The sequence below is a fragment of the Bellilinea sp. genome, assembly GCF_053501535.1.
In genome coordinates, this window is record NZ_JBRCOK010000017.1 from 1 (window position 1) to 15,857 (window position 15,857).

General features: G+C 51.6%; 15 protein-coding genes. 6 read left to right on the forward strand and 9 right to left on the reverse strand.

The genetic code is table 11. The features are described 5' to 3' along the window. The 3 genes from ACWIZX_RS01185 to ACWIZX_RS01195 all read right to left on the reverse strand — a co-directional run. Nucleotides 1–492, reverse strand: a 492-nt coding sequence (locus ACWIZX_RS01185; protein WP_448334563.1) for a DUF6159 family protein, incomplete at its 3' end; no start/stop codon positions are given. Between the two features lie 56 nt (nt 493–548). Next, nucleotides 549–1,397 (reverse strand): pyrroline-5-carboxylate reductase, encoded by an 849-nt coding sequence (gene proC / locus ACWIZX_RS01190; RefSeq protein ID WP_322794382.1) that lies wholly within the window; start codon nt 1,395–1,397, stop codon nt 549–551. Between the two features lie 18 nt (nt 1,398–1,415). Continuing rightward, nucleotides 1,416–2,339: a class I SAM-dependent methyltransferase gene (locus tag ACWIZX_RS01195; protein ID WP_322794383.1), complete on the reverse strand. Its 924-nt coding sequence runs from the start codon at nt 2,337–2,339 to the stop codon at nt 1,416–1,418. 63 nt (nt 2,340–2,402) lie between these two features. Here ACWIZX_RS01195 and ACWIZX_RS01200 point away from each other — a divergent pair, with 63 nt between their 5' ends. After that, entirely contained in the window at nt 2,403–3,698 is a 1,296-nt protein-coding gene (locus ACWIZX_RS01200) for a MalY/PatB family protein (protein WP_448334564.1), read from the forward strand. A gap of 1 nt (nt 3,699) precedes the next feature. Beyond that, nucleotides 3,700–4,347 carry a YdcF family protein gene (locus tag ACWIZX_RS01205; RefSeq protein ID WP_448334565.1) on the forward strand — a complete coding sequence of 216 codons (648 nt, stop codon included), beginning with the start codon at nt 3,700–3,702 and terminating at the stop codon, nt 4,345–4,347. 59 nt (nt 4,348–4,406) lie between these two features. On the opposite strand, the gene ACWIZX_RS01210 is transcribed toward ACWIZX_RS01205, so the two are convergent. Continuing rightward, nucleotides 4,407–4,619, reverse strand: coding sequence for a cold-shock protein (locus ACWIZX_RS01210; RefSeq protein ID WP_061918092.1), 213 nt, complete (start codon nt 4,617–4,619; stop codon nt 4,407–4,409). 274 nt (nt 4,620–4,893) lie between these two features. On the opposite strand from ACWIZX_RS01210, the gene ACWIZX_RS01215 reads away from it, so the two are divergent. From ACWIZX_RS01215 to mtaB, 3 genes are all read left to right on the forward strand, one after another. Continuing rightward, on the forward strand, nt 4,894–6,348 hold the full coding sequence (locus ACWIZX_RS01215) for a tetratricopeptide repeat protein (protein ID WP_448334566.1): 1,455 nt from the start codon (nt 4,894–4,896) through the stop codon (nt 6,346–6,348). 62 nt (nt 6,349–6,410) lie between these two features. After that, entirely contained in the window at nt 6,411–7,076 is a 666-nt protein-coding gene (locus tag ACWIZX_RS01220; RefSeq protein WP_448334567.1) for a hypothetical protein, read from the forward strand. 4 nt (nt 7,077–7,080) lie between these two features. Beyond that, a complete protein-coding gene (gene mtaB / locus ACWIZX_RS01225) occupies nt 7,081–8,367 on the forward strand; it encodes a tRNA (N(6)-L-threonylcarbamoyladenosine(37)-C(2))-methylthiotransferase MtaB (RefSeq protein ID WP_448334568.1) in 1,287 nt (428 codons plus the stop codon). Nucleotides 8,368–8,434: 67 nt separating this feature from the next. On the opposite strand, the gene ACWIZX_RS01230 is transcribed toward mtaB, so the two are convergent. Beyond that, nucleotides 8,435–9,655, reverse strand: coding sequence for an alpha/beta hydrolase family protein (locus tag ACWIZX_RS01230; protein ID WP_448334569.1), 1,221 nt, complete (start codon nt 9,653–9,655; stop codon nt 8,435–8,437). A gap of 47 nt (nt 9,656–9,702) precedes the next feature. Beyond that, nucleotides 9,703–10,335, reverse strand: a complete 633-nt coding sequence (locus tag ACWIZX_RS01235; protein ID WP_448334570.1) for a hypothetical protein — start codon at nt 10,333–10,335, stop codon at nt 9,703–9,705. 165 nt (nt 10,336–10,500) lie between these two features. On the opposite strand from ACWIZX_RS01235, the gene ACWIZX_RS01240 reads away from it, so the two are divergent. Beyond that, on the forward strand, nt 10,501–12,207 hold the full coding sequence (locus ACWIZX_RS01240) for a glycoside hydrolase family 13 protein (RefSeq protein ID WP_448334571.1): 1,707 nt from the start codon (nt 10,501–10,503) through the stop codon (nt 12,205–12,207). On the opposite strand, the gene ACWIZX_RS01245 is transcribed toward ACWIZX_RS01240, so the two are convergent. From ACWIZX_RS01245 to ACWIZX_RS01255, 3 genes are all read right to left on the reverse strand, one after another. Next, nucleotides 12,204–13,163: an L-lactate dehydrogenase gene (locus ACWIZX_RS01245; RefSeq protein ID WP_322794494.1), complete on the reverse strand. Its 960-nt coding sequence runs from the start codon at nt 13,161–13,163 to the stop codon at nt 12,204–12,206. The two genes, ACWIZX_RS01240 and ACWIZX_RS01245, sit on opposite strands and share 4 nt — an antisense overlap. A gap of 21 nt (nt 13,164–13,184) precedes the next feature. Further along, nucleotides 13,185–14,435: a response regulator gene (locus tag ACWIZX_RS01250; protein WP_448334572.1), complete on the reverse strand. Its 1,251-nt coding sequence runs from the start codon at nt 14,433–14,435 to the stop codon at nt 13,185–13,187. Nucleotides 14,436–14,438: 3 nt separating this feature from the next. After that, a partial coding sequence (locus tag ACWIZX_RS01255; RefSeq protein WP_448334573.1) for a response regulator occupies nt 14,439–15,857 on the reverse strand: 1,419 nt, incomplete at its 5' end.

The window sequence follows — 15,857 nt, forward strand, 5'->3', positions numbered from 1 at the left end:
AACCGCAAGAACGGGCACGACCAGGAAGGTTGCCACATTCCAGGCAAAACCGATCAGCGAGATGGCAAATCTGCCCAGACCACGGCTGCGTTCGGAAACAGCGCGCAGAATCATCCCTACTGTGGCGGCAATCAAAGCATAGCCGATGATATTCAAAAGGCGACTAAAGGCAATTTGGAAGCCCTGCCCCACCGTTGGATTGCCGCCCCGCAGGCGGATGACCGCCGCGCCAACCAGAGCGGTATTTGCGAAGAAGATGACCGTATATTGAACAATGTAAAACAGGAAAATGACCAGAAATCCAAGGATTTGAATGTTGTCTGAAAACAGGCTATCTACCAGGCCGCTCAGAAACATTGGCAGCGCAAAAGTGAGTGTAACGATCAGAGTGCCAATGGCAGAAACGATTGGAAAGACAACCAGTTCCTTATCGGCCAACAATACCCGAAAACTGGCTTTGACCAATTCCCAGCTGTTGCGTAACTTTTCCATGGTGTCCACCTCCACAAGTAATTACGACAAAACCCCTGAAAGGTTGCATTTTGGAGCTAGTCGGCGCTCTTCTCCGGCGGCTGGCTGTTTTTGCCCCGTCCCAACTCTTGAGAGCGTTCATAAGCGGCCCAAATGGCCCGGCTGAGCGCGGTGCGAAAACCAGCTTTTTCCAGATAATACAGCGCCGCAGCGGATGTGCCGCCCGGGGAGGTCACCTGATTACGTAAATGGGCAGGGTGGTCTTTTTTGAGGGCGTAGTATTCCACTGACCCGCGGAGGGTTTGTGTGACCAGCTGTTCAGCAATGCGGCGCGGAAAACCCAGATGGACTCCGGCATCAATCAGGGCTTCCATGAAAAGAAAGACATACGCCGGCCCGGTGCCCGAAAGGGCGGTTGCCATATCCAGGTAGTTTTCTTCCTCGACAAATATTTCCTGCCCCAGTGCCGATAAGATCAGACGGGCGGCTTCTAACTGAGGCTCTGTTACAGCGGGTGAGGCGGTCCACACGGTGATGCCCTGTCCAATTTGTGCCGGTGTGTTTGGCATTGCGCGGATGACGGCGGGATGTTCCAATCCGCTGCTGATGGTTTGAATAGAAGCACCGGCGATGATGGACAAAACCAAAGCCCGGGAATCAATTTTTCCGCGCAAGCCGGCAAGAACAGCCCGCAATTTTTGCGGTTTGACCGCCAAAATGACAATATCAGCGTTGCTGACGGCTTCAGCGTTGTCTGTGGTAAAACGTATACCATAATGTTCAATGAGTTCGCTGCCGCGCTCCGGGCGAGGACCGGCGGCGATGATCTTCTGTGCCGGCAGTACCTGATTGCGAATCAAGCCGGCGATGATGGCTTCTGCCATCACGCCCGGACCAATGATTGAAAGGGTTTGTGAATTCATCATAAGATTATTTCCACCTTGTCATGATCTGGATGGAGCGGTTGTAAACCGCGACCAACGCGCAAAAATTGCCATGGAGAGCAGCCGTCCCACGCTCTTTTCCTGTAAAGCAACCTCACCACATGTCCAGTCGCCGTCGGTGTGTTGGATTAATTCCTGCAGGGCGTATTGTAAAGTCAGCGCTGAGGCTTTGACTGCATAGGCTGTGAGGACGACAAAAAGGGGCTGATCAGCCAGCACTTGTTGACAAGAATCGAGCAAATTGGGCAAAAGCCGGAAGAATTCCCACACCTCACCTTTTGGTCCGCGACCGAATTTAGGAGGATCGAGGATTAATCCTTCGTATTTTACCCCGCGGCGTGCCTCCCGCTGGACGAATTTGACCGCATCATCCAGAATCCAGCGGATGGGTGCAGAATCCAACCCGGAAAGAGTTTGATTTTCGCGTGCCCAGTTGAGAACTTTACGGGAAGCATCCACATGGGTTACCTGCGCTCCGGCCTGTGCCGCTGCTAGAGTGGCAAGACCGGTATAACCAAACAGGTTCAACACCTTGACCGGTTTACCGGCGGCTGAGATTTGTTCTGAGATCCAATCCCACTGGCACGCCTGTTCAGGGAAAACCCCTACATGCCGGGATGCGCTGGTTTGCACATAAAACGAGAGCTTTTTATAGCGCATCTTCCACCGTTCGGGGAGCGGTTTATGGTGCTGCCAGTGACCGCCGTTTTCTTCGGGGCTAGGTACAAAGCGGGCGTGAGCAGCTGACCACCTACTCTCCGGCAAAGCCGGCGACCAGACGGCTTCAGCCTCAGGACGAATCAGTTGGAATTGCCCGAATCGTTCCAGTTTCCAACCGTTGCCGCTGTCCAGCAACTCATAATCCTTCCAGTCGGGAGAAGTCAGGATGCAATAGGGGATTGGCAGGGTTTGTTTGGAGAACATACCTTTTATGAAAGCGAGTATATCAGATTTTGACCTGAACAAGTCCCCCGGCTTGACAGGGGATTGAGCGCAAAAATCAGGATTCTCAACCGGTCTCAAAACCATGCAGCGCTGTTCGACAGGAACGGCATTGGGCGTTATAATCCTCAACGTTTTGGAAATCATCACCTGAAGTTCGATGAGGTAACGCTGATGCAGGCATTTGATTTTGACCATGTGATTGATCGTCGAAGTTCGGAAAGCATCAAATGGCATGCCTTTGCGGAAGATGTCCTGCCCATGTGGGTCGCAGACATGGATTTTGCAGCTGCGCCGGATATCATTGAAGCCTTGCAGCAGCGCATTTCGCACGGGGTTTTTGGGTATCCGGCCGAATTAAAAGGTTTGAAAGAATCCATCATGGCATGGTTGGAAAAACGTTATGCCTGGAAAATCCAGGCGGAAGAATTAATTTTCCTGCCCGGGGTGGTGGTGGGATTTAATCTCGTAACCCAGGCAATCTGCGCCGATCAGCGCGGTGTCGTCATTCAGACGCCGGTTTACCCGCCTTTTTTGAATGTCGGAAAAAACGCGGGCGTACCGCTGTTGTCTTCCAAACTGATCAAGGGCAAGAATGATCGTTACGAGGTGGATTTTGATTCATTCAACCATTCCCTCGATCAAAATGCCGGCATGTTTTTACTGTGTAATCCGCATAATCCGGTTGGGCGGGTTTTCACTCGTTTCGAACTGGAGCAGATGGCTGAAAATTGTCTTCGGCGGGATGTGATGATTTGTGCCGATGAGATTCATTGTGATTTGGTGTACGAAGGCAGCCATCACATTCCGCTGGCTTCGCTGGATGACGAAATAGCTCAAAAAACGGTTACGCTGATGGCTCCCAGCAAAACTTTCAACATTCCGGGGCTGGAATTTTCCTTTGCCGTGGTGCAGAATCCCGAATTGCGGCAAAGGATTCATCAGGCACGGCGCGGGCTGGTGGGGGGTGTCAATTTGATGGGGATGGTCGCAGCGCAGGCTGCCTATCAGTATGGAGAAGTGTGGCTGGAGCAACTTCTGGCTTATTTGAAATCCAACCGGGACTGGTTATATCAGACGGTGGGCGAGCGTATGAAAGGTGTTCAAATGCCGCTTCCGCAGGGAACCTACCTGGCGTGGCTGAATTTTCAATCTACCCCAGTCGGAAATGATCCTTTTACATTTTTCCTGAAAGAAGCAAAAGTGGGATTGAACGATGGTTGTGCCTTTGGCAAAGGCGGTGAAGGGCATGTCCGCCTGAATTTCGGCTGTCCGCGCAGTTTGCTGGAAGAAGGCGTCAATCGCATGATTGCAGCGTTAGAGAAAAACCAAAGAGGATAACATGAATCAAACCGCTCAAACCCCAGATAACAGCAGGGGCTGTGGAGGCTGCTTTTTAAGGGGGATGGGGGTATTGGGATTTCTTTTTTTGCTCCCGATTGGAATCTACGCACTGTTATACGCCCTTGGCGCCTTATTAATCACTTCGGATGCGATGAAGGATGCCGATATGATTGTGTTGTTGGGGGGTGGTGACCGCCAGCGCTGGCAGGAGGCGGTCAGGCTTTACAAGGATCAGCCCTCAAGAATTATTTTAATTACGGAGACTGGCGACACCATTAACGAAATTGGCACCCGCTACAGTCTGCTGGTGCGCAATAATCTTTCGGCAATGGGCGTTCCGATGGATAATATCCGCATTATCCCGGAAGTTTCGCGTTCAACGGTGGAGGAAGCGAAAAGTGTGCGGGATTACATGGAATATTGGGGGCATACCTCCTGCATTGTGGTCACAGACCCCTATCACACTTTTCGCACCCGCCTGATCTTTCACGACACTTTTCAAGGAAGCCCGGTCAAAGTACAAATCCACGCGGTGAGAGGGCACTGGTACAAAGCGACCACCTGGATGTTTAGCCGAGAAGGTTGGGAAGTTACCCTCCTGGAACTGGCCAAAGTACTGGGTTACGTGTTTGGCGCTGGAAGGTAAACAAACAACAGAGCCGCTTTTCGCGGCTCTGTATGACGATTGAAAGATGGTTGTGGGGGTTACTGCAGTGGGACAACTTGCGCGGCTTGGAGACCTTTGGGACCTTTTTCGATAGAAAACTCCACTTTCTGGCCTTCCTTTAACTGCTTGTAGCCCTGCATATCGATTGCGGAGAAATGTACGAAGACATCCTCCCCATTGTCACGGCCGATAAAGCCGTACCCCTTGGCGGGGTTGAACCACTTGACGGTCCCGGTGAAACGTTCTGACATGCTTTACTCCATACTTTTTGAAGAATTTCAGGTCTGGCTCCATGAGCCGCTTGACCATGTATGACAAATGTATCATGTCTTAATTTTGGTGTCAAGTCAGAATGGTTTAGAATTTTTTGAATGCCGGGTAAAAACGACCCCTTTTCCTGCATTGGTGACCCGGCTGGCAGGGGCTGGTCGTTCCCGTTTGTTGGAAAGGGAGCAAGATTGCATGAAATGGCTGGCTGAGGCATAATAGGCATGAATCAATGGTAAATTAAAACCTGTGGTCAAGATGAAAAAAACAGATTTGCAAAGCCTGAAACGCCAGACCTTGCTGGGGGTTATCATTTGCTTGCCGTTGATTCTTCTGACTTTTCTGCCGATTTCTCCCCGACCGTTTCGGGAAATGGAAATCATCACCCGTCTGTATCAGGCGGAATTGCTGCAAAATCACGAGAAGGCTGCCCAAAATTTGCGGCTGTTGATGGAATTTCACCCACAGCGTGTGGAGTGGTGGGAGAGGCTGGCTTTTCATGAACTTGAAGGTGGAAATCCGGCGCAGGCAGCAGCCGATTTTGAGCGGGCATGGGAAGCCCAATCCATCTCTGAAAATGGATTGTTTGCCCTGAGTCGGACACTCTTTGATTTGGGCGATACGAATCGGGCAGTTGAGTTTGCATTGGCGCTGTTGGAAAAACCCGATTTATCGGTGGACTACTTTCCACAACTTACCCAGATCTTTCAAAAGTCCAACCGTTGGGACCTGGCTGTTCAGGCTGCCCGGCGCTGGTCGGCCGCTGAGCCGAATAACATTCAGGCAATATGGCTTACCGCGGTTTTGCAATCCTACCGGACGCCGGGGGAGGCCATCCGTTTGTTGACCCCGTTGAGTGCGGCGCGCGGTTCGGAAGCACGTCAGGCTGCCCGCCTGCTGGAGGCTTTGGAAACCGCTCAAGAAAATCCTGACCCGGCCTATCAGCGGGTTATTGTTGGTCAACGGTTGGGTGAATTAGGATATTGGGATGTTGCCGAGCAGGCTTTTTTAGAGGCGGTCAGCCTGTCGCCGGATTATGCTGAAGGGTGGGCTTTGCTTGCCGAAGCCCGTCAGAATTTGGGAGAGGATGGCTACCCGGATTTGCGACGCGCCTTTGAACTTAACCCGGCTTCGGACATTGTCCAAACCGCCATGGCGCTGTATTGGCGACGTCAGGATCAGCCACTGGTGGCGTTGAGTTATTTGCGCGTCCTGGCAGAAAAACACCCCACCGAAGGACGCTGGCAAGTTGAAATAGGCGCTGCACTTGCCCAAAATGGCGATTTGGTCGAGGCGCTCCATGCCTATCGGCGCGCAGTGGAAATTGAGCCGGAAAATGCGGAATTATGGAGGTCGCTGGCGGTTTTTAGCGCTTCGAACGGGTTTGATCCCCAATCCTATACTTTACCGGCTGCACAAAGGGCTTTGGACCTGGATGGCAATAACCCTGCCTCTCTGGATACTGCGGGTTTTGTTTACTTGCAATTGGGGGAATGGAAGGATGCGGAACAATTCTTGCAACACGCTTTGAGAGTAGATGAATCCTATGCCCCGGCGTTGCTTCATCTTGGTCAGGTTTATCTCGAAATGGGTCGAACCAGTCAGGCATTCCAGTATCTCAAAAGAGCTTCCGAATCGCGAGATGAGGTCATCGCCCTGACGGCCAGAAGACTGTTGCAGCGATATTTTCCGGATGAGGTAATTCAACCCTAGGGCAGGCATCTACACCTTAGCACTTATGAATTGCTGATTATCAGCTGCAGGAGGTTGTTCTCATGTTCAATCGTTTCCGCACCGGGTTGATTGCAATCGGCTTTTTATTTTTCCTCAGTGGATGTAACCTGATCAAACAAATCGAGACCTCTGCTCTGGCAGCGAGGGATGCTGGCAGCATTCTCTTTTATGATGACTTCTCGGATTCGGCCAGTGGTTGGAGGCAATGGAGTTCTCCGGAAGCGGTCATCCACTATCAGAATGGCGTGCTTGCCTTTCTGATCAATCAAGCCAATTACGATTACTGGTCATTGGCGGGTAAAAATTATACCGATGTTACCCTAGCGGTTGAAGCAGAACTGATCAACGGTCCGACCGACAATGACTTTGGTTTGATTTGCCGTTTTCAGGATGAATACAATTTTTACGCCTTCTTAATCAGCAGTGATGGATATGGCGGGATTGTGAAAGTAAAGGATGGAATATATCAAGTTTTAAGCAGTCAAAATGGGCTGGAATTTGGTAAAATGATCTCGCAAGGATATACCCGCAACCAGCTGCGCGCTGACTGTGTGGGGCCGCGTTTGACTTTGATTGTCAACCAGCAAAAGTTTGCGGAAGTGGAAGACACAGATTTCAGCATGGGTGATGTGGGGCTGCTGGCAGGGGTATATCAAACACCGGGTGTAGAAATTCATTTTGACAATTTTTATGTGATCAAACCTTAATGGTATGCGAATTTATTTTGATACAGTTGGCTGCCGCCTGAACCAAAGTGAAATTGAACTGCTTGCCCGTCAGTTTCGGGCTGCCGGCCATTCGATTGCTGAAACAGCTGCTGAAGCCGATGTGGTGGTCATTAACACCTGCACAGTGACCAGCGCGGCAGCATCGGATTCCCGTCAGAAAATCCGGCAGGCTGCCAGAGCCGGCAATGCCGCAATTGCCGTCACCGGCTGCTGGGCAACCCTGGAACCGGAAGCAGCCCGGCAAATGCCCCATGTGTCCTGGGTAGTACCCAACCAGGAAAAACACCACCTGACCGCAACGGTTTTGGGTGTGCCGCTTGAGACGTTTGATCTGGAACCGCTTGCCCGCCAGCCCTTGCCCGGAATTCATCAGCGTACCCGCGCCTTTATCAAGGTTCAGGATGGCTGTGATAATTTTTGCACTTTTTGCATCACCCGTCTGGCACGCGGCAAGGGGCGCAGCGAATCCATCGGTGAAGTCGTTGCCGACGTGAAGGCGGCTGTTGCCGGTGGGGCCCGTGAGGTTGTACTGTCCGGAGTTCATCTTGGGTCATGGGGGCAGGATTTTTCTCCGCAGTTGCATTTACGGCATTTAATTGAGGCAATTCTCTCGGATACCGATGTAGAACGGGTGCGCCTTTCTTCGCTTGAACCGTGGGATCTGGATGAGGAGTTTTTTCGCTTGTGGGAAAATCCGCGCATGTGCCGGCACCTGCATCTGCCGCTTCAATCCGGCAGCGCTGCAACCCTGAAGCGGATGGTGCGCAAAACCACGCCGCCGGCTTATCGGCGTCTTTTGGAATCTGCCCGCGCTCATTGCTCGGAGATTGCCATTACGACCGATGTGATTGTCGGTTTTCCGGGGGAGAGTGACGCTGAATTTGAGGAAAGTCTGGCTTTTGTTCGAGAGATGAACTTTGCGGGCGGGCATGTCTTTTCATATTCGGTGCGCGAAGGGACGGCAGCGGCGCGCATGAAGGGGATGGTTCATGGGGCAGTGATCCGGGAGCGCAATGCTCGCATGCGGGAGGTTTTGCGGCAGTCGTCCCTGAATTACCGTCAACGTTTCATCGGCAGCGTTGCCAGCGTTTTGTGGGAATCCTGTGATGAGGTTGGAGTAAACGGCTGGCGGCTGCACGGCCTGACGGATCATTATCTCCGCGTGGAAGCATTTTCACCCAATCCGTTGTGGAATCAAATCAGCCAGGTCAGGTTGGAGAAAATAACCGATGAGGGATTGCGCGGTGTCATCTTGAAAGATGGGAAGTAAGCCGGTTTTCGGTCGCATTCAACCGCGTTATAAGGCGCAGGGTAGCAATATAAGCTTTTAGGCAGTGTTAGACTTCTCCCTTATAGTCGAAAACTTCATCCAGCCAGTCAAACACAACCTGCTGCATAAGGCTCAGGTTATTGATCTGGCAGTGTGCATCTGCGCCGTCAGCAGCGGTAAATAAACGAAATTCTTTAGGACATTTGAGTGCGTTGTAAAATTCGCGGGCTTGAGCCATTTGTTCTTCCGACTCGCCTTCGCCAACCATGCACAATACTGGACAACTAATCTCATCTATTCTTTCAACTCTCGCTTGGCGTGCCATTTCCAAAGCTTCAGAAAGCTTGCTTACCCCGGCTTGCCAACAGAACTTTTCCACTGCAATCACAGGGAGTGGGCTTTGGAGGCCTGCCAGTTTGACCAGTGTATCTCCGACGAAGCCAGGGGCTTTTTGGAGCGCTGGCGGGATTTCTGCCATCGCAAGCCTATAAACATCAATGATTGGAGCGCTGGCAGCGCAGGCTTTGATGCGTTTCTCAAAGGTAACAGCGCGTGATACCATGTAGCCACCGCCGCTTATGCCAAACAACCCCAACCTTTCCGGGTCTACTTCTGGTCGGGTAAGCGCATAATCCACGACCGCTTTGATGGGCGCTTCGGAATCAACTCGGAAGAATAAGCCATCAAAAGGCGTGCTTCCCTGACCGGGCAGGTCCACCATTAGAACGTGGTACTCTCGGCGTATTCCTGCGGGGCCGACCCAAAAGTAAAGTTCTTCCGCGCAAGTCTCTCCTCCGCCTATCATGATCAGCGTCGGTGTTTTCTTGTTCCCATCATTCCCGTGCAAGAAGTAACCGGGCAGAGATTTGCCTTCGAACGGAATTCGAATTTGTTCAATAGGCAGAGTGAATTGAGCTGCTGCTTGACGGAAGCACCACTGCGCCTTTTGCCAGGTTTCACGCAGTCTTTGGTCACGTGGTCGGATAAAAATTGCCCCCATTTGATAGTAAGAGAAGGCGCGTAAGTATGCTTCGCGCGCACTTACACGATGCCCTTTTTCCAGTGCTTGTGTTGCCTGAGATTCAACCTGACGGGCAATCTCAACCCACGCCGAATACCAGCTGTCAGGATCTCCGTCTTTGACCTGAGAGGCAGCATAAAAACACTCACCAAATGCCGAACCGCCTTCGCTTTGGTGAGAGAGAATCCAGGCAAAGTAGAAATCCATATCGTCGTTCTGAAAACGGATTCTCTGCTTGCTGCGTTGCCATAGTTTCTCTTCATTCATACATAAGCCTTTCTCTTATTCAGCTGGATAAGGATAAGCAAGACCAATTACTGCAGCAGCCAGAATGCCAGCGTAAAACTGATCACCCCCCAAAGGCTGCCGGCAATCGTCTGGTAAAGGGTATGGCGCTTCAAGTGTACCCGTGACCACGCGACAACAGGGATGAAAAGCCAGACAGGCAAGGCGGAAATGCCGCCAACCCAAAAAAACAGAGAAGAAAAACCAGCTGTTGCTGCGGTATGGGCAGAAATTTTCCATTTCAGGTTGACCGCAAACAACCCGCTGGTTTGAAAAATTGCTGCTGCAGCTACGATTTGGAGCAGGTAAGGGGCGTTTGCGGTGTTAAGCAGGGCAAATGTGACCAAGCTGCAGCCAATACTCAGCAGGTAAGGGCGGGTGCGTTGATGGCGCACGTAAACATCCAAATCGGTAATTTGCCCGCGTTGATGAAGATAAACCAGGTAACCGGCTGGTGTGAGAATCATCAAGAGCAGGGTCAGGAAAGCCCATGCCAATGCAGCTCTGCTAAAATCTGCCAGGGCTATGGCGGCAAGCGCAACCGTTGCCACCAGCGGCGGTGAAAACAAACGGGAGATCCATTCTGCCAGGCGGTAATGCCATCTCTGCGGTACAATTGGCAGGATTTCGTTGGAGAGATTGAGCGACGGGTTGATTTCCATAGTTGTGATTTAAGAGTCGTTTTTCAGCCAATTTCCTTATTCAAATCTTAACCGCTGGCAGTTAAGGTTTTTTGATGGCGATGTTAAGATTTCGTCAATGGATTTTGTTATTAGAATTTCACTCAAACAGACATCGTTTTCAAGAAAGGAGTAAGTATATCTTCCATGAGTCAAAAGAAGTGGTGGCAGTCGGCTGTTTTTTACCAGATTTACCCGCGCAGTTTTGCGGATGGCAACGGCGACGGCATTGGTGATTTTGAGGGTATGATCCAAAAAGTGGATTACCTGCACTGGTTGGGGGTGGATGCCGTCTGGCTTTCCCCCCACTTTCCATCCCCTCAGATCGACTGGGGCTACGACGTGAGCGATTACTACGGAGTGGCTCCCGAATATGGCAGTATGGAGCAATTCATCCGCTTTATGGACGAATTACACCGCCGCGATATGCGCCTGGTGCTGGATCTGGTATTGAATCACACTTCCGACCAGCATCCCTGGTTTGTGGAGTCCCGTTCCAGCAGGGATAACCCCAAACGGAACTGGTACGTCTGGAAGCCGCCACGCGACGGCGGGCCGCCCAATGACTGGTTCTCCACTTTTGGCGGGCCGGCCTGGACATTTGACCCGCAAACCGGGGAGTATTACTACCACTTTTTCTTTGCTCAACAGCCCGACTTGAACTGGAGAAATCCCGAAGTCAAACAGGCGATGTTCGATGTCGTGCGCTACTGGCTGAACCTCGGTGTGGACGGCTTTCGATTGGATGCAATTGGCACCATCTTTGAGCGGGAAGGTTACCCCAATCATGCGACCGGTGATCATCTGGATGCCATTTATCGCGACTCACGGTTGGCGCGGACGAAAGCCGAGCAGCGAAAAGCTAACCGCCGCTGGCTGCGCATGTTCAGGCATCAGGTGGATATGCCCGAAGTGCACGAGCTGATGCGGGAGCTTCGTCAGGTGGTGGATGAATTTCCGGAGAAAGTCTTAATTGGCGAAACCGAGGATATCCGGTTTTACGGAAATGGAGAGGACGAACTCCATTTGAATTTCAATTTTCCTTTGATGCATACCAACCGTCTCACCCCGCGCTGGGTGCGGAAAAATCAAGAAGAAAGGCTTTCATCCCTTCCGGCTGGGGCGTGGCCCTGTAACACTTTGAATAACCATGATTCCGGGCGGATGATGAGCCAGTTTGGGGATGGGAAACATGATTGGCAAATTGCCCGTGTCAATCTGGCGCTGCTGCTGACCCTGAAGGGAACTCCGTTTTTATACAATGGGGAAGAAATTGGCATGGTCAATCATCTTGGACTGAAAGTGGAGGACTTTCGCGATCCGTTGAGCTTGCATGCCTACCGGCTCGAAATTGAATTGCTGGGCAGCTTGCCACAGGAAGCCGAATTGTATGCCATCCAGTACGGCAGGGATAAATGCCGTACACCGCTTCAATGGGCAAACCAGCCAAATGCTGGTTTTTGCCCGGCCGAGGTGAAGCCGTGGCTGCCGGTACACCCCAATTTTGGCGAAGGGGTCAATGTGGATGAGCAGTATAACCAGCCCGATTCGATGCTGGCCTATTACCGCCGCTTACTGCAATTGCGTAAAAGCCTGCCGGCTTTGATCCATGGCGATTATCAGCCGTTGGATCGGCACAACCCGCATGTGTTTTCATTCCTGCGCCGAACAGCAGATCAAACCTGCCTGATTGCCCTGAACATGAAAGCACACCGTGCAAAAACCCATCTTTCTGAAAACATAAAAAATCTGCGGTGTGTATTTTCAACACGCCGCAGTGAAGGGTTTGTCGAGAACGGCGTTCTTTCCTTGCAGCCGTTTGAAGTGTGGATTGGGCTGGCTGAAACCCTTTAAATCTTCAATTGGGAGATAATATTTTTCAGCACACCGGCTGATTTCTGCAAACCAACGATTTCCTCGTCGTTCAGGTCGAGGCGGATAATGCGTTCGACACCATCCAGATCCACGATGGTAGGCAGGCTCAAGCACACATCTTCGATTCCATAATAGGGTTCGTCAATGTAGCTGGAAACGGAAAGCACGGTGCCTTGATCGCGGATGATCGCCTCGCAAATACGGGTCAAACCGCTGGCAATACCGTAGTAGGTTGCTCCTTTGCGTTTGATGATGTCATAGGCCGCATCGCGGGTCTGCTCGAAGATTGATTGGAGAATTGCGTCGGAGCAGCCCAATTCATTCACAGCGCAGTACTGCGGCAAACGCATACCGGCGATGTTGGCCAGCGACCAGACGGGCACCTCACTATCGCCGTGTTCACCGATGATGTGGGCATGCACGCTGCGCGGGTCAACATCAAAATGTTGAGAAAGCAGGTAACGGAAGCGGGCTGTATCCAGCACCGTCCCCGAACCGATGACATGATTGCGTCGGAATCCGGAAATTTTGAAAGCCACATAAGTGAGAATGTCCACCGGATTGGTGGCAATCAGTAAAATGCCATTAGGATTGTTTTCCACAATTTTTGGGATGATTTGCTTGAAAATTTCGGTGTTGCGCTGTACCAAATCCAAACGGGTTTCGCCGGGCCGCTGAGCCGAGCCGGCAGTGATTACGGTGATGATCGCTCCGGCGGTATCTTCATAATCCCCTGCCCAGATGCGCGCCGGTCTGCCGAGCGGCATGGCGTGATTCAGGTCCATGGCTTCCCCTTCGGCTTTGGCGTGATTGGCATCAATCAGCACAATTTCACTTGCCAACCCACTTAAGAGGAGTGAATAGGCAAAAGTCGCCCCAACATTTCCGGCCCCTACAATGGCAACGCGGGTAGGTTTCTTGAATACGTGAGTCATGACATTTCTCCTTGCTTTGACTTATCGTTGAGATTGTTTTTCTTTGGCTTTGCGGGCTTCCATAAAGCGTTCGTAAACCCGTTTCCATGCCTGGGTGGGCTTCTCCGGTCGGTTTTTCTTGTGTTCGTCGGTGCTGAGGAAGAAAGCAAAGTCTTCCAATAAAATCGAGATGGGTTCGTCTGGAGAATGAAACAAGATCGGTTTGCCCAGGTTAATGGATTGTACCAGTACATCCGGTGAATAAGGTAGGCTGAGTGTAACAGGTTTCTTGAGCGCCTGTTCAATGCGGTCGCGGGGCAGCCCATGTTTGGGAAAAACATTGTTGAGGATCAGTTTGATCTTTTCGGGCGGATAGTTTAATTTTGCATAGGTATCCAATGCCGCCGCCGCCGCTCGGAGCGAAGAAAGTTCGGGAGCCAGAACCAGCAAGATGACATCGGCCATGTCGAGGGCAATCAAAGCGACTTCGCTGAAATCGTGCGGTAAATCGGCGATCAAATAATCGTAATGAGGGCGGAGCAGTTTGAGCGACACATTCAGGGTTTCATCGGAGAGCATTTCCGCTTCGGTAGGGAAGGTTGGTGCGGCAATAAAACTCAACCCGCTTTTATGGCTCTCAATGATCGAGTGCAAAGCTTCGGTATCCATTTCGATGGGGTCAATCCCTGCCAGGTCGGCCCAGGTGCGTTTCAGCGGCATGTTCAACAGCAAGGCTACCTGACCGGCCATCAAAACCAGATCAATCAGCAAGGTTGGGCTGTTCCACAGTGAACGAAGACCCAATGCCAGATTTACAGCCAGTGTGGAAGTACCAATTCCGCCGCGTAAAGAATGAACGGCGATCATCTTTGCCAGTTTGGTAGGAGTTGCCCCTTCCCCGCTGGGCAAGGCATGACGAATCACCTCCATGCGGCGGAGCAAAACGGTCATGCGGGCAACCAGTTCTTCCGGCTCAAATGGTTTGGTGATGTGATCATCTGCGCCGGATTCAAACGAGGCCAGTTTATCCTGTAACCCTGCCTGACTGGTCAGCACCATGATGGGAGTGTGGGCAAAGGCGGGATCGCGGCGCAGGCGGCGAGTAACTTCATAGCCGGAAATGTCGGGCAGGTTTAGGTCGGTGATGATGATATCCGGTTTGAGAATGTTGGCGGCTTCCAATCCCTGCGTGCCGGTCAATTCGGTGTAAACCATGTGACCCAGCGGACGCAGGGCATGTTCTATCATGCGATGGAAAATGATTTCGTCATCAATCAGCAGTACGGTTGCCATCCTTTATCCTTTGGGGTTATTTTCTGCTGAATGCTGCTGGGTTTTCATTTCTGCCAGTGCTTTTTTTAGCAGAGGGATCTGATTTTCCATTTCAGCAATCAGGCTATCCGCTCCATCCAAATCACCATTGGCTGCTTGCATATCCAGCTGGTGGGCAAGGCGGGTCAGTTTGACGGCTTCAAAATTGGCGGCCACACCTTTCAGGTTGTGAGCATGGAGTTTTATGGTGGCTGCATTTTGAGAATGTAACGCATCTTTCAATTCATCCAGTTTTGTTTCGCATTGCTGAATGAACTCTTCAAACGTGGCCAGAAAGAAGTCTAAATCATCGCCAAAACGCGGCAGAATTTTTTCGATGTATTGCGGATCGCCTAAGGACTGGGTATTCTTCCGGAAGGCCCGGCTGAGAAATTCATCCTCTTCAGAAAGGTTTCCTTCGGCGTTTGTTTCGTAAGATGTTTGTTGAGGAGTAACAGGGATTTGTTCGGTTTTGGGTAAAAAGCCATTGGAGTCGGTATCCAGGGACGGGAAGTACGCTGCAAATTCCGAAGAAAGGTCTGCTGGAATCGGTTCGGTTGGCTCATCAACCGCTGTGGATTGAAGCGGTTCTGCTTGAGAACGTTTTTGTCCCCAGTGTTCAATTGCGTTGAAAAGCTCGCGGGGCTTAATCGGTTTGGAAAGGTAGGCGTCCATCCCACTGGCGAGACAGCGTTCCACGTCTCCGGCGAGCGCGCGGGCGGTCATTGCAATGATGGGGGTATGGTTAACAGCACCTTCCCTCGAGCGAATCCGCAGGGTTGCCTCATAACCATCCATTTCGGGCATCTGGATGTCCATCAGGATCAGGTCGTAATTCTTCTGTGCGGTTTTTTCCATTGCAATGCGGCCATTTTCGGCTTCTTCCACCGTGTGCCCAAATTTGGTCAGCAAATTGACCACCACTTTGCGATTGACCGGATTGTCTTCGACCAGAAGGATATGGCGGGGAATAGAAGTTCGTAAACCCGAAGCGGTGGGGCGGCTTTCGGCGGGTGGTTTTACGGCGGCTTCGGCAGGCGGTGATATGGTGAGCGCGGCTAGCAAAGCATTGTAAAGCGCCTGTTGCCGAACAGGTTTGATCAGCGTTGCTGTACAGCCGATTCGGCGACAGTCTTCCTGGGAGACGTGAGTGCCAAGTGTGGTCAAAACCAGGATCTTAAGGTTGTTGTTGAGTAATGGTTCAATAGCCGCAGGCAGGTTGGGTTGGCCATTGACCAGCAGAAGCCGGTAATCTATCATGGCCAGTTGCACCGGCGCGCGATTGTTATCGGCAGATTGCAGCATACCCATAAACGATTCGCGATCGTCGCATTCGCTGACCGCAAACCCCACTTTTTCCAGTTCCATCCGCAGGGATTGACGGCTGGAAGCATTTGGATCGGC